The sequence below is a fragment of the Klebsiella sp. GN_Kp190 genome (genome assembly GCF_040061795.1).
Taxonomy (GTDB): domain Bacteria; phylum Pseudomonadota; class Gammaproteobacteria; order Enterobacterales; family Enterobacteriaceae; genus Klebsiella; species Klebsiella michiganensis.
Map to the genome: position 1 here is coordinate 167047 of NZ_JBEAFN010000011.1, position 20225 is coordinate 187271.

21 protein-coding genes are annotated in these 20225 nt (G+C 57.3%); 12 read left to right on the forward strand and 9 right to left on the reverse strand.

Going from position 1 to position 20225, the window contains the following annotated elements:
* Window positions 1-3 precede the first annotated feature (3 nt).
* Complete coding sequence (locus ABLU67_RS09055; protein WP_023330036.1) at window positions 4-1149, forward strand: PLP-dependent aspartate aminotransferase family protein; 1146 nt, start codon at window positions 4-6, stop codon at window positions 1147-1149.
* 79 nt (window positions 1150-1228) lie between these two features.
* Here the strand turns inward: ABLU67_RS09055 and ABLU67_RS09060 are convergent, their stop codons facing one another.
* Window positions 1229-2128, reverse strand: coding sequence for a LysR family transcriptional regulator (locus ABLU67_RS09060; RefSeq protein WP_348852265.1), 900 nt, complete (start codon window positions 2126-2128; stop codon window positions 1229-1231).
* Window positions 2129-2226: 98 nt separating this feature from the next.
* On the opposite strand from ABLU67_RS09060, the gene ABLU67_RS09065 reads away from it, so the two are divergent.
* The 4 genes from ABLU67_RS09065 to ABLU67_RS09080 all read left to right on the forward strand — a co-directional run bounded on the left by ABLU67_RS09065 (window position 2227) and on the right by ABLU67_RS09080 (window position 5916).
* Window positions 2227-2829, forward strand: a complete 603-nt coding sequence (locus tag ABLU67_RS09065) for a short chain dehydrogenase (RefSeq protein WP_047722909.1) — start codon at window positions 2227-2229, stop codon at window positions 2827-2829.
* Window positions 2830-2935: 106 nt separating this feature from the next.
* Window positions 2936-3274: a hypothetical protein gene (locus ABLU67_RS09070; RefSeq protein ID WP_014839557.1), complete on the forward strand. Its 339-nt coding sequence runs from the start codon at window positions 2936-2938 to the stop codon at window positions 3272-3274.
* 263 nt (window positions 3275-3537) lie between these two features.
* Window positions 3538-5457 (forward strand): tyrosine-protein phosphatase, encoded by a 1920-nt coding sequence (locus tag ABLU67_RS09075; protein ID WP_348852266.1) that lies wholly within the window; start codon window positions 3538-3540, stop codon window positions 5455-5457.
* 270 nt (window positions 5458-5727) lie between these two features.
* The gene (locus ABLU67_RS09080; RefSeq protein ID WP_014226855.1) at window positions 5728-5916 is read left to right on the forward strand and encodes a hypothetical protein; all 189 of its coding nucleotides are present in this window, start codon (window positions 5728-5730) and stop codon (window positions 5914-5916) included.
* Window positions 5917-6250: 334 nt separating this feature from the next.
* Here the strand turns inward: ABLU67_RS09080 and ABLU67_RS09085 are convergent, their stop codons facing one another.
* The 3 genes from ABLU67_RS09085 to ABLU67_RS09095 form a co-directional block, all read right to left on the reverse strand.
* Window positions 6251-7432: a PLP-dependent aminotransferase family protein gene (locus ABLU67_RS09085; protein WP_014226856.1), complete on the reverse strand. Its 1182-nt coding sequence runs from the start codon at window positions 7430-7432 to the stop codon at window positions 6251-6253.
* 240 nt (window positions 7433-7672) lie between these two features.
* Window positions 7673-9544 (reverse strand): bifunctional glutathionylspermidine amidase/synthase, encoded by a 1872-nt coding sequence (gss, locus tag ABLU67_RS09090; protein WP_348852267.1) that lies wholly within the window; start codon window positions 9542-9544, stop codon window positions 7673-7675.
* A 76-nt stretch (window positions 9545-9620) separates the two neighbouring features.
* Window positions 9621-9764, reverse strand: a complete 144-nt coding sequence (locus tag ABLU67_RS09095; protein ID WP_305955792.1) for a hypothetical protein — start codon at window positions 9762-9764, stop codon at window positions 9621-9623.
* On the opposite strand from ABLU67_RS09095, the gene ABLU67_RS09100 reads away from it, so the two are divergent.
* Together ABLU67_RS09100 and yghU are read left to right on the forward strand one after the other, a co-directional pair.
* Entirely contained in the window at window positions 9752-10312 is a 561-nt protein-coding gene (locus tag ABLU67_RS09100) for a thioredoxin domain-containing protein (protein WP_014226858.1), read from the forward strand. The genes ABLU67_RS09095 and ABLU67_RS09100 overlap by 13 nt on opposite strands.
* Window positions 10313-10384: 72 nt before the next feature.
* The gene (yghU, locus tag ABLU67_RS09105; protein WP_014226859.1) at window positions 10385-11251 is read left to right on the forward strand and encodes a glutathione-dependent disulfide-bond oxidoreductase; all 867 of its coding nucleotides are present in this window, start codon (window positions 10385-10387) and stop codon (window positions 11249-11251) included.
* Between the two features lie 35 nt (window positions 11252-11286).
* On the opposite strand, the gene yghX is transcribed toward yghU, so the two are convergent.
* The 4 genes from yghX to exbB form a co-directional block, all read right to left on the reverse strand.
* The gene (yghX, locus tag ABLU67_RS09110; RefSeq protein ID WP_064375102.1) at window positions 11287-12174 is read right to left on the reverse strand and encodes a YghX family hydrolase; all 888 of its coding nucleotides are present in this window, start codon (window positions 12172-12174) and stop codon (window positions 11287-11289) included.
* A 121-nt stretch (window positions 12175-12295) separates the two neighbouring features.
* Window positions 12296-12790 carry a TIGR00645 family protein gene (locus ABLU67_RS09115; protein ID WP_004105804.1) on the reverse strand — a complete coding sequence of 165 codons (495 nt, stop codon included), beginning with the start codon at window positions 12788-12790 and terminating at the stop codon, window positions 12296-12298.
* A gap of 142 nt (window positions 12791-12932) precedes the next feature.
* Window positions 12933-13358 carry a TonB system transport protein ExbD gene (gene exbD / locus ABLU67_RS09120; protein ID WP_014226862.1) on the reverse strand — a complete coding sequence of 142 codons (426 nt, stop codon included), beginning with the start codon at window positions 13356-13358 and terminating at the stop codon, window positions 12933-12935.
* A 6-nt stretch (window positions 13359-13364) separates the two neighbouring features.
* A complete protein-coding gene (exbB, locus tag ABLU67_RS09125; RefSeq protein WP_032692873.1) occupies window positions 13365-14096 on the reverse strand; it encodes a tol-pal system-associated acyl-CoA thioesterase in 732 nt (243 codons plus the stop codon).
* Between the two features lie 251 nt (window positions 14097-14347).
* Between exbB and metC the strand changes: the two genes are divergently transcribed.
* Complete coding sequence (gene metC / locus ABLU67_RS09130; RefSeq protein WP_032692874.1) at window positions 14348-15535, forward strand: cystathionine beta-lyase; 1188 nt, start codon at window positions 14348-14350, stop codon at window positions 15533-15535.
* 132 nt (window positions 15536-15667) lie between these two features.
* The gene (gene yghB, locus ABLU67_RS09135; protein WP_004125241.1) at window positions 15668-16327 is read left to right on the forward strand and encodes a DedA family general envelope maintenance protein YghB; all 660 of its coding nucleotides are present in this window, start codon (window positions 15668-15670) and stop codon (window positions 16325-16327) included.
* Between the two features lie 44 nt (window positions 16328-16371).
* Here yghB and ABLU67_RS09140 read toward each other — a convergent pair whose 3' ends face one another.
* Complete coding sequence (locus ABLU67_RS09140) at window positions 16372-17271, reverse strand: AraC family transcriptional regulator (protein WP_014226863.1); 900 nt, start codon at window positions 17269-17271, stop codon at window positions 16372-16374.
* 196 nt (window positions 17272-17467) lie between these two features.
* Here ABLU67_RS09140 and yqhD point away from each other — a divergent pair, with 196 nt between their 5' ends.
* The 3 genes from yqhD to ABLU67_RS09155 all read left to right on the forward strand — a co-directional run bounded on the left by yqhD (window position 17468) and on the right by ABLU67_RS09155 (window position 20145).
* A complete protein-coding gene (yqhD, locus tag ABLU67_RS09145; RefSeq protein ID WP_025105928.1) occupies window positions 17468-18631 on the forward strand; it encodes an alcohol dehydrogenase in 1164 nt (387 codons plus the stop codon).
* Window positions 18632-18763: 132 nt separating this feature from the next.
* On the forward strand, window positions 18764-19591 hold the full coding sequence (gene dkgA / locus ABLU67_RS09150) for a 2,5-didehydrogluconate reductase DkgA (protein ID WP_025105927.1): 828 nt from the start codon (window positions 18764-18766) through the stop codon (window positions 19589-19591).
* A gap of 98 nt (window positions 19592-19689) precedes the next feature.
* Complete coding sequence (locus tag ABLU67_RS09155) at window positions 19690-20145, forward strand: HIT family protein (protein ID WP_025105926.1); 456 nt, start codon at window positions 19690-19692, stop codon at window positions 20143-20145.
* Window positions 20146-20225: the final 80 nt, after the last annotated feature.

Here is a 20225-nt window from a genome sequence, read left to right on the forward strand (position 1 = left end):
TCAATGACAAATTTGCATACCCTGAGCGTACATAGCGGCACATTTACCGATGAACACGGCGCGGTGATGCCGCCTATTTATGCCACCTCCACCTTTGCTCAGCCCGCGCCGGGCCAGCATACCGGGTACGAATATTCGCGCAGCGGCAACCCGACCCGTCACGCGCTGGAGACGGCGATTGCCGACCTGGAAAGCGGCACGCGCGGCTACGCCTTTGCTTCCGGCCTTGCGGCCATCTCAACCGTGCTGGAGCTGCTGGATAAAGACAGCCACCTGGTCGCCGTCGACGATGTCTACGGCGGCACATACCGGCTGATTGAAAACGTTCGCCGCCGCAGCGCCGGCCTGCGGGTGAGCTGGGTGAAGCCCGACGATCTGGCGGCCATCGAAGCGGCTATTCAACCCGACACGCGCATGATCTGGGTTGAAACGCCGACCAACCCGCTGCTTAAGCTGGCCGATCTCAGCGCCATCGCCGCCATTGCGCGGCGGCACAATATTATCAGCGTTACCGACAACACCTTCGCCTCGCCGGCCATCCATCGTCCGCTTGAGCTGGGCTTTGATATCGTGGTGCATTCGGCGACCAAGTACCTTAACGGCCACTCCGATGTCGTCGCCGGACTGGCGGTGGTCGGCGACAACACCGCGCTGGCGGAAAAGCTGGGCTATCTACAAAACGCGGTTGGCGGCGTGCTCGATCCGTTCAGCAGTTTCCTGACGCTGCGCGGTATTCGTACCCTGGCGCTGCGTATGGAGCGCCACAGCAGCAATGCGCTGCTGCTTGCCGAGTGGCTGGAGCAGCAGCCGCAGGTCGAAAGGGTCTGGTTCCCGTGGCTGGCCTCGCATCCGCATCATCAGCTGGCGCGCAGGCAGATGGCGCTTCCCGGCGGAATGATCTCCGTGGTGGTCAAAGGCGACGATGGCTACGCCGAGCGGATTATTCGTAAGCTGAAGCTGTTTACCCTCGCGGAGAGCCTCGGCGGCGTGGAAAGCCTGGTGAGCCAGCCGTTTAGCATGACTCACGCGTCGATCCCGCTGGAGCAGCGTTTAGCCAACGGCATTACTCCGCAGCTGATTCGGCTGTCGGTTGGCATTGAGGATCCGCAGGATCTGATCGCCGACTGGCGTCACGCGCTGCGCGACTAAGCAGATTGCCCGGCGGCGGCTAACGCCTTGCCGGGCGACAAGATCCCCCATCACATCAGGCCCGCCGCCCGGCAGAGAATTAAGCAGTCTGCCCGTTCTGGCCCTGCCCCTGCAGAAGATGCTCAACAAAGCGCGTCAGCTTCGGCAGCGGCCGCAGATCCTGCCGCCAGAGCAGGTGAATCGGCCTCGGCTGCGGGGTATACGCCTCGAGCACGCGCACCAGTTTGCCGCACTCGAGCGCATCCGCCAGCAGCACTTCCGGCTGCAGCAGCAGCCCGGCGCCGGCGATCGCCGCCGTTCGCAGCGCATAGCCATCATTACAGCGCAGAACAGCGTCGCGCTTCCAGCGTACGCCCTCCTCCGCGCCCGGCAGCTTCCACTCATTGCGCGCGGTCCACACCGTATGCGACAAACAGAGATGATCGGCCAGGTCCGCAGGCGTTGTCGGCGTACCGTGGCGGGCTAAATACCCGGGCGCGGCGCAGATCGTCATCCGGTAGGACGCGAGATACTTTGCCACCAGATCGTTATTGCGGATCTCGCCGATGCGGATCGCCAGATCGATGCCCTCATCCACCAGATCGACCATCCGGTTGGTCAGATCCAGCTCCACGCGCACGTCGGGCCAGGCCTGCAGAAACGTGGCGGTCAGCGGGGCAATCACGCAGGCGCCAAACGACGTCGGCGCGCTTATCCGCAGCGTGCCCGCGGGCGCGACCCGTAGTCTCTCCACTGAACTTTCGGCGATGGAGACCTGCTCCAGGACGCGTTTCACCTCGTCAAAATAGACCCGCCCGGCGTCGGTCAGGCTCTGGCGGCGGGTATTGCGCTCAAGAAGACGGGTATTAAGCTGCCGCTCGATCAGCGCGATATATTTCCCGACCATCACTGCCGACATCTCGAGCCGCGCCGCGGCGTCGGTAAAGCTGCCGCACTCCACGACCGCAATAAAGGTCTCCATCGCCCGTAGCTTATCCATATTACAAACCTCTGGTTAGTAATCATTTAACTTTTAGCCAGTTTATCCGATATTTGTTTTATTAAAGAATAGCCTCTCACCCGAGAGAGGAACCTGCTATGAAAATCATCATTATTGGCGCCAGCGGTACCGTTGGCCGCGCGGTTGCGCAAGAATTAAACCAGCGTCATGAAGTCATTCTGGTCGGCCGCACTCAGGGCGACTATCAGGTCGATATCACCTCACAGCAGAGCGTGCAGAACCTGTTTGCGAAAACCGGTCGGGTAGACGCGATTGTTTCCGCCACCGGCAATCTCTTCTTTGGCCCGCTGGCGACCATGACCGACGGCGATTTCAACCAGGGCCTACAGGATAAACTATTGGGGCAGATTCGCCTGGCGCTGACCGGCCAGCATTATCTGAACGACGGCGGTTCTATTACGCTGATTAGCGGGATCGTCGCCCATGAGCCCATCGCTCAGGGCGTCAATGCCACCACCGTCAACGCCGGGCTGGAAGGATTCGTTCGCGCCGCCGCCTGCGAACTGCCGCGCGGAATACGTATTAACCTGATTAGCCCCACCGTATTAACGGAATCGGCGGCAGCCTACGACGGTTTCTTCCCCGGTTTTACCAGCGTCCCCGCCGCCAGCGTGGCTCAGGCCTACCGCCGCAGCGTAGAAGGCGTTCAGAGCGGACGGATCTATAAGGTCGGCTACTGACCGGCGCCGCTGCGGGCCGGAATTAGGCTGCCGGCCCGCGACGGCGCTTACATCCTGTTTCATCAACGGCTACACTGATCCTTCAATTTGCCTTTTTGAATGACTCATGTTGAAGAAACTCGCTTTTATTGCCCCGCTTTTGGCGCTTATCGCTCTACTTATCTGGTGGTTCACGCCCCGCTACGCCGAAGAAGACGTCGCGTACTACCGCTCCGTCTTCTGCGTTATTGACCATCAGGATAGCCGTGCGTTTCTGCGCGATATGGAAAATATGATTGAAGGCGGCAATTCGGATTATGCGCTGCATAAGACCCACTACGTGCCCGCTCTGGGCCAACGGATGCTGGACACGTGGCAGCAGTTAACGCCGGAAGAGCAGAAAAGTATCAGCCAGGACCAGCAGCGCTGTCGCCAGCTGATGAGCGAAAAGCAGCGCCCGGATTAAGGCGTATTACTGCGCAAAATGACTCGCTGACAATAATAGAAAATAACATTCTGCTGCGACGAGCGGAATGTTAAACATAAACATGGCGAATGAATAACAGTATTTAGCGCGCGAAAAAGTTATATTTAATCGATATCCTGAAGTTATTATCACCCTATTTATTTTAAAAAAATCGTTCTGGAAATAATTCCGTCACAATCTCCTCTTATATTTCCAAGCCTTAATAAACAGTAAATTATAACCAATAATTATCGAGGCTTATTTTGATTCGCTATATTCCCGTTTCGCTCTCTCTGGTCGCCGTCGGCGTTTCCGGCGTGCTCTACGCTGCGCCGATAAATACGCCCGTACTCGCTACGATGGATAATTTCCGCGATATCGCTGGCACGACGTCTGTTTATACCACCAGCCACGACGGCACCCTGCGCACCGGCGTTTTTTATCGTTCTAATGCTCTGGCATTATCCTCCGCGGACCAGGCGACGCTGAGCACGCTCGGTATCAGCGATGTTTATGATTTGCGCACGGCCAGCGAAATCGCCAGCAGCCCGGACGTGATGCCCGACGGGGCGAGGTATACCCATATTGATATCATCGGCAACACCGCTTCGGGCAGCAACATCACCTCAATAACGTTCAGTAGCGCCGCTGAAGCCAAAGCGATGATGCAGCAGACCAACGTCTCCTTCGTCAGCGATGCCGGGATGCGCGCCCGGTTCACCACGCTATTTAACGATCTGGCCAGCGCCGACGGCGCGGCGCTGTTCCATTGTACTGCGGGCAAGGACCGCACCGGCTGGACCGCCGCGATGCTGCTGAGCATTGCCGGCGTCGATGAGGGGACCATTATGGAAAACTACCTCGCCACCAACGACTATACCCGCCAGCGCGTCGAAGCGACCCTGGCGATGATGCCCCCCGCCATGGCGGCGATTTACGAGCCGCTGCTGGGCGTCGATGCCAGCTATCTTCAGGCCGGGCTGGATGAAATCAGCCGCGAGTACGGATCGGTGGATAACTATCTGAAGCAGGGCCTGGGGCTGTCGCAGGAGACGCTCTACGTCCTGCGCGGCAAAATGGTGCAGTACGGCCAGCTGCCGGGACAAAGCGAACTGCGGGGGAATGCGGCGCAGGGCGCTGCGCTGCTTAACGCCCTGCAAAACAGCGAGCTATCGGGCCGCTACACCGACTATAACTATTATCTGCAATCGGCCATTGATGCCGGAACCCTCGGCGGCGTGGAGACTCAGGTCGGCGGGCAGATTTACGCGGACGCCGCCAGCTACCTGCTGCGCAGCGGATCGCGATTAGACAGGGCGTTAACGCCGAATATTGATAGCCGTCAGCTGCGGGATGGGGAAGGAAAACTGTGGCTGACCGGGCTTAGCGGCTATCTTGGCACCGATGGTTCCGCCCGCGCCGCCAGCAGTAATGAGCATACCGCCGGCTCGCTGCTGGGCTATACCTGGCGGTTTAACGCGCAGCTTAGCGGCTACGGCACTCTGGGATATAGCTGGGGCTCGCTGGGCAGCGCCAGCGCCGATGCGGATGCCAACACCACTCTGCTGGGGTTCGGCGGTCGCTATGCTTTTGAGGATTTAAATCATGGCCTCTTTGCCGCCGCCGATCTTAACGCAGGCTGGATCGATTATAGCAGTACGCGCCGGCTGAATGGCGGGCTGGGTACGGCCACCGGCGATACCCATGGCCAGCTGGTTGGCGGCACGCTGCGCCTCGGCTACGTTAGTCCGCTCGATTTTGCCAGCGTTGAGTACGCCGTCGGGACCCGCCTGACCCACCTGCGGATGGACGCTTTCCGCGAAAGCGGCAGCGAGCTGGCGCTCAACGTCGACCGCGTCAGTGAAAATAACGCCAGCGGTATTGCCAATGTGAGTATCGCATTTCATTCGCAAAACGGCGGCGGCTGGCGCTTCACGCCGGCGATAAATATCGGCTATGAACACAGTTTCAGCGGCCCTTCGGTACGCACTCAGGGACAGGTTTATCACTATGAGGTCGTACAGAACGCGGCCTTCGATAGCCGTGACATGGTCAACGCCGGCGCCAGTTTGAGCATCACGCGCGGTGCGCTGAGCCTGAACCTTGGCGGCCAGGCTGACGTCGCCAGCGGCGGCGACAGCCACGGCTACAGCGGCAGCCTTAGCGTGGGCTACGCCTTTTAAACATCCACAGCAGGCCGCCGCGGGCGGCTTGCTCTTAGCCACGAAATTGCAAAGCGGTTAAAAATCCACCACCGAGGATCGGCGCATTTTTCGCCGCTATGGGCAAAACGAAACGCTGGCAGGAAAGGTAAAACAGAAATTATGTTTCAATCCGCTACTGGCAGCGGCAATCATCAATCTGATGCATGATTGTCCTTACCATAAAAAGTAGTTGATCTGGTATCGACAAGCTCTTATTTTGCTTCTCAGTTTTTAAACGAGATGAAACTGATGCCTACTATTACAGCCAGTAGTATGAAAGAAGCAAAAGAGTTAATGAATTGTGGGAAGTACAAAGAAATCGTTCTCAATTTCGATATTGATGCTGACGATTTTTTCACACTCGCAACATCCCAGTCAGGAACAAAAGTCACCATCACAGACAGAAATAATCGCTCATCGGTCAAAGCAGAAAAATAATAAAAACCCCTGAGGCTCTTCTTATGCTGTTAGCTATTGGTACCGTCGCTGTTGCTTTTCTTTCCACGTTGATGCTGATCTGGCTTGACGATCGCATTACCGACCAGGATTAACGACCCGGGCCGGCGATAAGCCGCAAAACCGCCCGCCTCTGTGTTTCTCTCGCCCGTAGCCATCGGCTGCGGGCGATTCAAAAAACCCGCCAATCCCGTTTTCACATTACGCACTGATGATTTTCGCCCGCCGGGCAGGTCATGCATTCGCATAAAAACAGGGGCTTAAAGAAGAAAACGAGAAGGGAGCCCCGCGCCGCCGACGGCGCGGAGCACGGCGATTACAGCGACTTCGCCAGGCGCTCGACGGCGGTCATCAGACCCTCTGTCGACACCGTCGAGTAGGACAGGCGCAGCGTGCGGGTATCCGGGTTATCGTTATAGAACGCTTCTCCTGGTACGTAGACCACGCCATTTTCCAGCGTTTTCTTCATCCATTCCATGGTATCGAACGGATAACGGAAGCGAGCCCACAGGAACATACCGCCTTTAGGACGGCTGAACGCCAGATGCTCGCCAAGCTGCGATTCCAGCGCGTCGGCCAGCGCCACGCACTTCTTGCGGTAATCTTCGCGGATCAGGGCAATCTGGCTTTCCAGGCGGTTCATGCTCAGGTATTCCGCGGTGATGACCTGCGAGAGCATATTAGTGTGCAGATCCGCCGCCTGTTTAACGATCACCGTCTGCTGCGCCAGCCAGTCCGGCATCACGATCCAGCCAATACGCATCCCCGGCGCGAGGATCTTGGAGAAGGTGGAGGTATAAACCACCTGATCTTCACAGCCCAGCTCAACCGCATACTGATACAGCGGACGGCGTACTTCATCAGTGAAGCTGATTTCACCGTACGGATCGTCTTCGATAATGACGAAGTCGTGCTTTTTCGCCAGCTCAACCAGGCGGCGGCGACGCGCTTCGCTCAGGGTTTTCCCGCCGGGGTTGCCAAACGTCGGCACCAGGTAAACGGCTTTCACACGCGTGGTTTCCAGCAGATCGGCCAGCTGTTCCACCAGCATGCCGTCATCGTCGGTATCCACGCTGAGAATATTGGCCTGCGCCAGCTGGAAGACCTGCAGCGCCGCCAGATAGGTCGGACGCTCAACGACAATCGCATCACCCGGATCGAGCAGAGTGCGGGCGACGATATCCAGCGACTGCTGCGAACCGGAAGTGATATAGACATGGCTTGCCGAACAGGCCACGCCGCGCGCCTGACACAGTTCGCTAACGGCCTGACGCAGCGGCGGATAACCTTCGGTCAAACCGTACTGGAACGCATCGTTAAAGCGCCCGTTCATCACCTGCTGCACCGCCAGGTTCAGGCCTTCGGTATCAAAAAGCTCCGGGGCCGGAATACCGCCGCCCAGAGAGATAACGCCGGGCAGCTTACTGTGCTTGAGGAGTTCGCGGACGGCGGAGGGCTTAAGTTCACCCGCGCGGGCGGCGAGTCGCCGATCGTGCATACTATTTTCCTTTTCTGTCTTGTTGTTGTGATGTTTTATCTGTTTTTTACCGATAATTCCCCCGGTCGCACTATGCTCACTGGGGCTACGGGTTCGTATGTTCGGTAGCCCGGACAGATGCGCAGCATCGCCTCCGGGATATTCCCCAGCATCCTGCGGCCTTCCCCCGGGGGCGGCGCGATGCGCCTTGCCCGGGCTACAAATGCCGCAGGTGACGAGAACCGCAATCCGGGGCCAAACTTAACGGCTATCTGTGTCTTTTAGCACGATTAACGGCTCAATATCGCTCTCTTTTTTAACCACCAGAGAATCATCTCCGCGCAGGCAGGTCCCGCCGTAGTTACCGCCGACGGTGAAGGTGCAAACCTGGATGTATTTGCCATCCACTTTTGGCAGGCACCACAGCTGCTGGTAGATATTTTTGCGGTCGAAAAACTGGCCGCTGGTTTTATCCAGCACTTCGTCCTGCGGGCCAATCAGGTCGATATTGTTGCCGCAGCGGCCCGAGATAGGCTTAACCGCATAGCCGCTTTCCGCCAGCTGCTCGTTGACCACAAAATCAGTATCCAGAAGATAGCGATGATTGGGGAACAGCGACCACAGCACCGGCAAAATCGCCTTGTTGCCGGGGATGACCGTCCACAGCGGCTCGAAGACTAATACTTCCGGGCGCAGCAGGACGTCTATCAGGCGCACTTCATTATTCGGGTGTCCGGTACGTATCGGCACCGCTGCGTACTCATCGGCGCTGACTTCCCGCACCTGCTCAATGGCGGTCTCCCATGCCCAGGTTTTCCAGACGCAGTTGACCAGACGCCCGTCGGCATCAATCAGCTGCCCGGCGGCATCCCAGCGCAGCTCATCCAGGCCAAACAGAATTTTGCTCTCGAAGCCGGCCTGAGTCAGCGAACGCTGGATAAACTGCGCGTGGTAGTTCTCCTCCAGATCCTTATCCTGCATGATGTGCACGAAAGGACGCGCCCGGCTGTGCTTCCACGCTCCGGCCAGCTCATCCAGCAGATTTTCCGCCGGGTTGTGACCGGTGCCGTAGTAGCCCTGCTTCAGCCACTGCTCGAGGATCAGCCCGCCTTCGGTATGGCAGGACGCGGAATCGGCGTTGTACTCATACACCTTGAGCCCGCGCTCATCCATACAGAAATCCATGCGGCCGGTAATCATATGATGGCGACGGCGCTGCCACGAGAGGCGCAGACGCGGCCAGAGAATTTTCGGAATATCGAACAGCGCCAGCAGGCTGTCATCCTTCATCACCTTGTCGGTGGCGTGCAGGTACATCAGATGCAGCTCGTTGGTGGCTTTGATAAGCTCCTGCTCGGCGCTTTCGGTGATGGTGAAATACTGGTAAGGGTCTTTATTGATGACGTGGCCGTTGGCTTCCACGTAGGCTTTTTGCAGCGAATCTTTCTCGTTGAGCCAGTTGCCGCGGTATTGGCCTTTATTCTGCAGCCGCGCGCCTTTGATGGCCATCGCCTCACCCGGCAGCACCGGCTGCGGCAGGCTGTGCTCGGTATCGGCGGTTTGGATCATCCAGCCGAGGATTTCGGTATCGGCAAAGGTGTCTTTAATCGTGTAGAGGCCGTTTTTCACTTCCAGCGTCAGCTCGCGGGTCCACTGCTGGCCCTGCGGCAGCGGCGAGTGAATGACGTTCTGTTCGGCGATCCTGACCTTATTCCCTATCAGTTGCGTAATCACCGCCACGTGGCCCGTGTGCTTAAACTCGCCGCCTTTCTGCCAGATCAGCAGTGAGCCGGCGAGAGGCGGACGGCGGGAGCCGTTGGCGAACGCCTGCAGCGGCAGAATATTGTCGTTGACCACCTCGCGGAGAAAACGCAGGGAGAAGATTTCGTAGGCCATGCCGACATCGGTGAAAACAAAACCGTAGGTGAGGAACAGAAAGCGGCGCGCGAACTCCACGCACTGCCATTTGTGCCCCATATACTCATTACCGATATAGCTGCGGAACGTGGCGTCATCCGGATAATCTTGCGGATTTAAGCTACTGTAATTAGAAGAATAAATCGCCACGCCGCCCGGTGCGTAGCCTAATAGTGTACCAAACGGGGCGTCACTGCTTGTGGAACCTTTGCTCATTTAGCCTGACCTCAAATTAATGCAGCCCGGGCAGTTGGCGAAACAAAACTCCCTCTTCTTATCCTGCCGCAGGCACTTACCAGACAGAGGTGGAATGATGATACCACTCATTCGATTCGCTAATCGTGCCCTTAAGGAAAATAAGCCTGCGCCCCCGGGCAAAAGTGATATCGTTATTTGAGATAAAAAAACAATCAGGAGTCGACAATGAGCACACCATCGCATCTGACCGCCCAACCGCTGGTCTGGGGGCATGGCCCCCGCACCTTTGAGGTGTTCCTCGAACCCACCTGTCCTTTCTCCGTGCGGGCATTTAATAAGCTTGATGACCTGCTGGATGAAGTTGGCGCGGATAACGTGACGATCAAAATTCGTCTGCAGTCTCAACCGTGGCATCTGTTTTCCGGCGTCATCGTCCGCTGCGTTCTCGCAGCCTCCACCCTGCCGCACGGCCGCGAGCAGGCGCATAAGGTGCTTAAAGCCGTCGCCGACCACCGCGAAGAGTTTGAGTTTACCGACCACTGCAGCGGGCCGAACATGAACGCCACGCCGCAGCAGATTATCGAGCGTATCGAACGCTATAGCCACGTCTCGCTGGCCGCGGCGTTTGCCCGCCCGGAGCTGCAAAACGAGATCAAATGGCATAGCAAGTACGCGCGCCAGAACGGCATCCACGTGTCGCCGACCTTTATGGTTAACGGCCTGGTGCAGGCGGATCTCGGCAGCGGCGACGACGTCAGCGTATGGGCCGCGCGGATTCTGGCTTAGTACGACTCTCCCGCGCCGGCGCGGTAACGCCAGCGACACGACATCAACACCTCACTAAAAAGGCAGATCAGCATGTCAGAGAATAACTACCAGCCACCTAAAGTGTGGGAATGGAAGCAAAACAACGGCGGCGCATTCGCCAATATCAACCGTCCCGTCTCCGGCGCAACGCACGATCGGGAGCTGCCGGTGGGCGCGCATCCGCTTCAGCTCTATTCGCTGGGGACGCCCAACGGCCAGAAAGTGACCATTATGCTGGAAGAGCTGCTGGCGTTAGGCGTCAGCGGCGCGGAGTACGACGCCTGGCTGATTCGCATCGGCGAAGGCGATCAGTTCTCCAGCGGCTTTGTCGAGGTTAATCCGAACTCAAAAATCCCCGCGCTCCGCGATCACTCCACCACTCCGCCGACCCGCGTTTTTGAATCCGGCAGCATCCTGCTCTATCTGGCGGAAAAGTTCGGCTTCTTCCTGCCCAAAGATCCGGCAGGCCGCGCCGAAACCCTCAACTGGCTGTTCTGGCTGCAGGGCTCGGCTCCGTTCCTCGGCGGCGGCTTTGGCCACTTCTTCAGCTATGCGCCGGTGAAAATCGAATACGCGATCGACCGCTTTACGATGGAAGCCAAGCGCCAGCTTGACGTGCTGGACAAGCAGCTTGCCCGCGGCCGTTTTGTGGCAGGAGAGGAGTACACCATCGCCGACATGGCCATCTGGCCGTGGTACGGCAACGTGGTGCTGGGGAATGTTTACAACGCCGCCGAGTTCCTGGATGCCGGTAGCTATAAAAACGTGCTGCGCTGGGCGCAGGATGTGGGTAAGCGCCCCGCCGTTCAGCGCGGGCGGATGGTTAACCGCACCTCAGGCCCGCTCAACGAGCAGCTTCACGAGCGCCATGACGCCAGCGACTTCGACACGCAAACCGAAGATAAACGCCAGGCGTAGCGCCCATGCCCGCCGGAGGCTTCCGCCTCCGGTTTTTAGCGCAAATACTTCTCAAACCACGCCAGCGTGCGTTGCCAGGCCAGGTCAGCCGCAGCCCGGTCGTAGCGCGGCGTGGAGTCATTATGAAAGCCGTGGTTAACACCCTGATAAATATAGGCCTCGTAGACTTTATTGTGTGCCTTCAGCGCTTTTTCATAGGCGGGCCAGCCTTCATTAATGCCGCTATCGAGTCCGGCATAATGCAGCAGCAGCGGCGCTTTAATTTTATCGACCTCATTCAGCGGCGGCTGGCGGCCGTAAAACGGCACCGCGCAGGCCAGCTCAGGGATCGCCACCGCCGCCGCGTTGCTGACGCCGCCGCCGTAGCAGAACCCGGTGATACCGACCTTCCCCGTCGCCTGCGGATGCTTCGCCATAAACGCGACCGCCGCAAAGAAATCATTCATCAGCTTCACGGGATCGACTTTCTGCTGTAGCGCGCGGCCTTCATCATCATTACCGGGATAGCCGCCGACGGAGCTCAGGCCATCCGGCGCCAGCGCGATATAGCCCGCTTTCGCCACCCGCCGGGCAACGTCTTCAATATAGGGATTCAGGCCGCGATTCTCATGAACCACCACCACGGCGGGCGCTTTGTCGGCTATTTTCACCGGCGTCACCTGATAAGCCCGCACTTCGCCGTGGCCGTCAGGAGAAGGGTAATGAATATACTCCGGACGGATATCCGGGTCGGTAAACGCCACCTGCTCCGCCAGAGCATAGTCGGGCTTCAGCAGGTTAAACAGCGCCAGCGCGGTCATCCCGCCGACGGTATACTTCCCCGCCAGCTGGAGAAACTCGCGTTTGCTGATTTTGCCGTGGGCGTAGTAGTCATAGTATTCGAGCAGCTGCTGCGGAAAATCTTTGGCCGTTAGTCGCGTCATCACCCTGCCTCCGTTATTAAGCGCCCTTTAAGCAAAGCAGAAGCCCGGACATACGCCAGCGGAGAAAAGCAGAAACGGGGAGTAAAAAGCCCAGCGGCCAACACCGCCGGAAGAGGAGGGATCAGTGTTTCACTTTGGTCAGACGATCGAGGTAGCCCATCACAAAGGCCGACAGCACAAAGGTCAGGTGGATGATGACGTACCACATCAGCTTATTGTCCGGGACGTTTTTCGCATCCATAAACACCCGCAGCAGATGAATGGAAGAGATCGCCACGATGGAGGCGGCAACCTTATTTTTCAGCGAAGTGGCGTCCATTTTGCCCAGCCAGCTGAGCTTCTCCTTGCCCTCGTTGATATCCAGCTGGGAAACAAAATTTTCATAGCCGGAGAACATCACCATCACCAGCAGACCGCCCACCAGGGTCATATCCACCAGCGACAGCAGGGTCAGAATCATATCCGACTCACTGACGCTGAAAATATGCGGCAGTATGTGGAAGATCTCCTGAAAAAATTTGATCGTCAGCGCAATCAAACCGAGCGAAAGGCCAAAATAAACCGGCGCCAGCAGCCAGCGCGAGGCGTACATAGCATTTTCCAGAAAGCGTTCCATAAGATCCTGTCAGTTAACATAAACGGCCGCCATTATACCGCAACAGGGCAACGTTATAGCAACAGGCGTCCAACAAGAGAGCGATTCGAGGAGATAAAAAAGGCTGGCGCAAGGCCAGCCTGAGAAGATGGGTGGAGAGAGGTTACTTCGCTTTGACGGTTTCTTCGCCCACCAGGCCAATCTTCAGATAGCCCGCCTGGTGCAGGGTATCCATAACCTTCATCATCGTCTCGTAGTCCACGGTTTTATCCGCGCGGAAGAAGACGGTGGTGTCTTTCTTGCCTTCGGTCAGCGCATCCAGCGAGGCGATCATGCTCTCGTCGGTAATGGGGTCATTGCCGAGGAACATGGTTTTATCCGCCTTCACCGACAGATAGATCGGCTTTTCCGGACGCGGCTGCGGCTGGCTGGAGGAAGCAGGCAGATTCACCTTCACGTCGACGGTAGCCAGCGGCGCCGCCACCATAAAGATGATTAACAGCACCAGCATGACGTCGATAAACGGCGTCACGTTGATGTCGTGCATTTCGCCGTTATCATCGAGGTTTTCGTTAAAATGCATCGCCATAAAGCATTAACCTACGCGTAGTTTCTGGGCGGTACGTACCGGCTTAACGCCGCTGGCGCTCAGGTCCAGGTCGCGGCTTTGCAGCAGCAGAACCTGGGCGGCGACATCGCCAAGGGACGCTTTATAGCTGGCGATCATGCGGGCAAAAATGTTGTAGATGACCACCGCCGGAATCGCAGCGAACAGGCCAATTGCCGTGGCCAGCAGCGCTTCCGCGATACCCGGCGCAACCACCGCCAGGTTAGTGGTCTGGGTCTGGGCAATCCCGATAAAGCTGTTCATGATGCCCCAGACGGTACCAAACAGACCAACGAACGGGGAAATCGCGCCGATCGTCGCCAGATAACCGTTGCCGCGCCCCATGTAACGACCCACCGCCGCCACGCGACGCTCCAGTCGGAAACCGGTACGTTCTTTAATGCCTTCGTTATCTTCAGAACCCGCGGAAAGCTCCAGCTCGTTCTGCGCCTCGTTGATCAAGCGCGAGGTCAGGCTTTTCGCATCGAAACCGTTAGCGATGTCGCTGGCCTGGTCGAGAGAGCGTGCTTCAGCAACCAGCTGCTGTTCGCGCTTGAGGCGGCGCTTGCTGGCCAGGATCTCTGCGCCTTTGCCGAAAAAGATAGCCCATGTAACGACCGACGCCAGAATCAGGCCGATCATCACTACCTTAACGACAATATCGGCATGATGATACATACCCCAAACGGAGAGATCCGCCTGCATCAAATTATTACCCACACTGTATCTCCAGGACGTAAATTACAAAATCTGCGCACAATAATATCAAAACGACATCGAATTGATAGTGGTTCTCATTAGTATTTACACTGTGCAGCAAATCACGTTTATTTTCCTTGCGCTTACGCAGTAAAAAAGTTGCTGACCCCGCCGTTGATAAAATTTTTACCTGTATCCGCCGCGACCCGGTACATCAACGGGCATTCATGTTAGTTTAGACGTCCAGACGTATAAAAACAGGTTATCTGAACATGGCTGATAAACATCTTGATACTGCGCTGGTTCACGCCGGGCGCAGCAAAAAATACACCCTGGGCTCGGTAAACAGCGTCATTCAGCGCGCCTCATCGCTGGTTTTCGACACCGTCGAAGCGAAAAAGCACGCGACGCGCAACCGCGCCAAAGGCGAGCTGTTCTACGGGCGTCGCGGGACGCTGACCCATTTCTCCCTGCAGGAAGCAATGTGCGAGCTGGAAGGCGGCGCCGGCTGCGCCCTCTTCCCCTGCGGCGCGGCGGCGGTCGCGAATACCATTCTGGCGTTCGTCGAGCAGGGCGACCATATTCTGGTGACCAACACCGCCTATGAGCCTACCCAGGATTTCTGTACGAAAATTCTCGCCAAACTCGGCGTCACCACCGGCTGGTTCGACCCGCTCATCGGCGGCGATATCGCCCGTCTGGTGCAGCCGAACACCCGCGTGGTGTTCCTCGAATCCCCCGGCTCCATCACCATGGAAGTCCATGATGTTCCGGCGATCGTCGCGGCGGTACGTCGCGTCGCTCCAGAAGCCATCATTATGATCGACAACACCTGGGCGGCAGGCGTGCTGTTTAAAGCGCTGGAGTTTGGTATCGATATCTCCATTCAGGCCGGCACCAAATACCTGATCGGCCATTCCGACGCGATGGTGGGTACCGCCGTGTCCAATGAGCGCTGCTGGGCGCAGCTGCGCGAAAACGCCTATCTGATGGGGCAAATGGTGGATGCCGATACCGCCTATATGACCAGCCGCGGCCTGCGCACCCTGGCCGTCCGCCTGCGTCAACACCATGAAAGCAGCCTGCAGATTGCCGAATGGCTGGCGCAGCATCCGCAGGTGGCGCGCGTGAATCATCCCGCCCTGCCCGGTAGCAAAGGCCATGAGTACTGGAAGCGCGACTTCACCGGCAGCAGCGGTCTGTTCTCTTTCGTGCTCAATAAACGCCTGACCGACGCCGAACTCTCCGCTTATCTGGACCACTTCAGCTTGTTCAGCATGGCCTACTCCTGGGGCGGCTTTGAATCGCTGATTTTAGCCAACCAGCCGGAACACATTGCCGCAATCCGTCCTGATGCTGAAGTTGATTTCAGCGGCACGCTGATCCGCCTTCATGTCGGGTTAGAAAATGTTACCGATCTGCTGGATGATTTAGCGGCGGGCTTCGCGCGTATCGTGTAAAGTGACAGTCAGTGGCAACAATAGCGGACGTTTTTTAGAAAAACGGCCGCTTTAGTTGCGCCCGGGATCAAGGTGCCCGAGCCTCTTCAGGAGTACACTAGACAAAAAACACGGTACCACTTAGGAAAGTCCATGGTTGTCATTCAAGAAATTGTCGCCGCGCTGTGGCAGCATGATTTTGCCGCGTTGGCAAACCCCCACGTTGTGGGCGTTGTATATCTGGTCATGTTCGCAACCCTGTTTCTGGAAAACGGTCTGCTGCCCGCCTCATTTTTACCGGGCGATAGCCTGCTGCTGCTCGCCGGGGCGCTCATCGCCAAAGGCGTAATGGACTTTGTACCTACGGTCGCCATTTTAACCGCCGCTGCCAGCCTCGGCTGCTGGCTGAGCTATATCCAGGGGCGCTGGCTGGGTAACACCGTTACGGTTAAGCGCTGGCTTGGGCATCTGCCGCATAAGTACCATCAGCGGGCAACCTGCATGTTTGACAAACACGGCCTGCTGGCGCTGCTGGCTGGGCGTTTCCTGGCGTTTGTTCGCACCCTTCTGCCCACCATGGCGGGCATTTCCGGGCTGCCAAACCGCCGCTTCCAGTTCTTCAACTGGCTGAGCGCGCTGCTGTGGGTTGGCGTAGTCACCGGTCTGGGCTATGCGCTGAGCATGATTCCCTTCGTTAAGCGCCATGAAGATCAGGTTATGACCTGCCTGATGATTCTGCCTATCGCGCTGCTGATCGCCGGGCTGCTCGGTACGGTTATCGTGGTGATTAAAAAGAAATACTGTAACGCCTGATCGTTTACCGGGGCGGCGCGGATTCGCCGCCCTTACATCGTTCGTCACATCCCCTGAATCGTTCTGATACGCGCCGCATCCTCCCCCGGCGTCATGCCGAAATAACGCTTAAACTCGCGGCTGAACTGCGACGCGCTTTCATACCCCACCCGCATCGCCGCCGCGCTGGCCTTCATACCATCGTGGATCATCAGCATGCGCGCTTTATGCAGGCGATAGGTTTTCAGGTACTGCAGCGGGGAGGTGCTGGTGACCGATTTAAAGTTATGGTGAAACGCCGAGACGCTCATATTCGCTTCCGCCGCCAGCTGATCGACGCTGAGGTTCTCTGTGTACTGGCTTTCAATGCGCTTCAATACGCGGCTAATCAGGCTGAAGTGGGTCTGACGACTGACCAGCGCCAGCAGCGCCCCCCCGCACGGCCCGGTCAGCACGTGATAGAGAATTTCGCGGATAATCTGTTTGCCAAGAATGCGCGCGTCCAGCGGGCGCTCCATGACATCCAGCAGGCGCTCCGCCGCGCACAATATCTCTTCGGACAGCACCGCAGAGTTGATCCCGCTCGACGCCATGGACGGCTGAAACTGCTCATCTTCCCCGATATCCATCAGCAGTTCTTGCAGCTGAAGAATATCGACGTTCAGCCGAATCCCCGCCAGCGGGACTTCCGGAGTGGCGAAGGTTTCGCATTCAAACGGCAGCGGTACCGTCAGCAGCAGATACTCATTGGTGTCATAGCGAAAGGTACGCTCGTTAATGTAGCCAATTTTATGCCCGGAAAAGAGAAAAACGATCCCCGGCTGATACATAACCGGCGTGCGCGTCCCCGGCTGGGTACCGTACAGCAGGCGAATATCCGGCAGCAGAGCATTAAGCATTTCTTCTTTATCTTTCAGCTGATTAACCTTATGCGTTAATAGCTGGCATATCTCAGCGCGGTTCATTTATCGTGCTTCTCCGAACGTTTTTATACCTTCGCATTGTGCGCACTTCCGGCGAATTTCTCCAGCCCCAAGGAGAAATGGGCAAGACAACGGCAGGAATGTGCATTGAGGGGAACGGCCCGCGGGAACACAATGTCCGTCATCTGGCAGAGGTATTGTCTCTGTTGGCGGTTTTATCTATTTGAGGGCACCAGCCATGAATAATTTCGACCTACATACCCCAACCCGTATTCTGTTCGGTAAAGGCGCGATTGAAAATCTGCGCGATCAAATCCCGGCGGATGCACGCGTGCTTGTCACCTACGGCGGCGGTAGCGTGAAGAAAACCGGCGTGCTTGATCAGGTTCTGAGCGCGCTGAACGGCATTGACGTTCGGGAATTTGGCGGCATCGAGCCAAACCCGGCCTACGAAACGCTGATGAACGCGGTGAAAATCGCGCGTGATGAAAAGATCACTTTCCTGTTGGCGGTGGGCGGCGGCTCCGTTCTCGACGGCACCAAATTCATCGCCGCGGCGGCCCACTATGCAGCCGATAGCGATCCGTGGGAAATCCTCGAAACCTACGGCAGCAAAGTGGCCAGCGCTATCCCGATGGGCTCCGTGCTGACGCTGCCGGCGACCGGTTCCGAATCCAATAAAGGCGCGGTGATCTCGCGTAAAACCACCGGCGACAAACGCGCGTTTATGTCCACCCACGTCCAGCCGGTGTTCGCTATTCTGGATCCGGTTTACACCTACACCCTGCCGCCGCGCCAGGTGGCTAACGGCGTCGTTGACGCATTTGTCCATACCGTTGAGCAGTACGTTACCTATCCGGTCGACGGCAAAATCCAGGACCGCTTTGCCGAAGGTATTCTGCTGACCCTGGTGGAAGACGGCCCGAAAGCGCTGAAAGAGCCGGAAAACTACGACGTTCGCGCCAATATTATGTGGGCGGCCACCCAGGCGCTGAACGGCCTGATTGGCGCAGGCGTGCCGCAGGACTGGGCGACCCATATGCTCGGCCACGAGCTGACCGCCATGCACGGTCTCGATCACGCCCAGACGCTGGCTATCGTTCTGCCGGCCCTGTGGAATGAAAAACGCGATGCTAAACGCGCCAAGCTGCTGCAGTACGGCGCCCGCGTCTGGAACATCACCGAAGGTTCCGAGGAAGAGCGCATTGACGCCGCCATCGCCGCAACGCGTGATTTCTTCGAACAGATGGGCGTCCCGACGCGCCTTTCCGCCTACGGTCTGGATGGCAGCTCCATCCCGGCGCTGCTGGCGAAACTGGAAGAGCACGGCATGACCCAGCTCGGTGAAAATCAGGATATTACGCTGGACGTCAGCCGCCGTATTTACGAGGCTGCGCGCTAATCAACGCCCTCTCCGACGCGTAAACTCGCGCAAAGGAGAGGAGTTTAACTACCGTTTTTAGCTATTTCGTCCAGACTTAATGCTACCCCTCGGCGGAATTTATTCCGCTGAGTTCATTAACAGGAGGAAGGCATGACACATCCAACCGTTATAAAACTACACGACGGCAACCTGATGCCGCAGCTGGGGCTCGGCGTGTGGAAAGCAGGCAACGAGGAAGTCGTCTCCGCCATTCATAAGGCGCTGGAAGTCGGTTATCGCTCGTTTGACACCGCCGCCGTGTACCAGAATGAAACCGGCGTCGGCAATGCGTTAAGCAGCGCAGGCGTCGCCCGCGATGAGCTGTTCGTCACCACGAAACTGTGGAATGACGATCAAAAACAGCCCAAAGAAGCGCTGCAGGAAAGCCTTAAAAAACTGAAGCTCGACTACGTCGACTTATACCTCATTCACTGGCCGGTTCCGGCAACTAACCATTACGTCGACGCCTGGAAAAGCTTAATTGAGCTGCAGCAGCAGGGACTGGCAAAAAGCATCGGCGTCTGTAATTTCCAGGTTCATCATCTGCAAAAAATCATCGATGAAACCGGCGTCGCTCCGGTGATAAACCAGATTGAACTTCACCCGCTGATGCAGCAGCGCCAGCTTCACGCCTGGAATGCGACGCATAAGATCCAGACCGAGTCCTGGAGCCCGCTTGCGCAGGGCGGCGAAGGGGTATTCGATCAGAAAATTATTCGTCAACTGGCGGATAAATACGGTAAAACCCCGGCGCAGATCGTTATCCGCTGGCATCTCGACAGCGGCCTGGTGGTGATCCCGAAATCGGTGACGCCATCGCGCATTGCCGAGAATTTTAACGTCTGGGACTTCCGTCTTGATAAAGATGAATTGAGTGAAATCACTAAACTGGACCAGAACAAACGCCTGGGGCCAGACCCGGATCAGTTCGGCGGTTAACCTTTCCTGCTCCGTCGGCTTCCGGCGGAGCATCGCTTTGCTATCTGGCTAAAACCACGTACATTCAGGGTTTATTGCAATCAAATGGATGCGTGCTGATGAGCTGTATTTTCTGCCAAATTGTTGAGGGGAAAGCCCCCTGCCATAAGGTGTGGGAAGATGAACACCACCTCGCCTTTCTCTCTATTTTCCCTAATACCGACGGTTTTACGGTCGTGATCCCGAAGAAGCACTACCCCAGCTATGCGTTTGATATGCCGCCGCAGGCATTGGCCGATCTGGTGCTGGCGACGCAGAAGGTGGCGAAGCTTCTGGATAAAGCCTTTGATGACGTGGGCCGCACGGGGATGTTTTTTGAAGGCTATGGCGTTGATCATGTCCACAGCAAACTCAGCCCGATGCACGGCACCGGGGATATGACCCAATGGCGGCCTATCGAGTCGCGTCAGACTAAGTTTTTTGCGCAATATGAAGGCTATCTCTCCTCCCACGATCATGAGCGGGCGGATGATGAAAAGCTGGCGGCGCTGGCGGCCAGAATCAGAGAAGCCTAGCCATAGAATTTGCTTTGCCGTTTGGCAAGCGGCTGCCCGGGCCCGGAATTATCAGGCCCGGTCAGCGAAGCGCCAGCGGG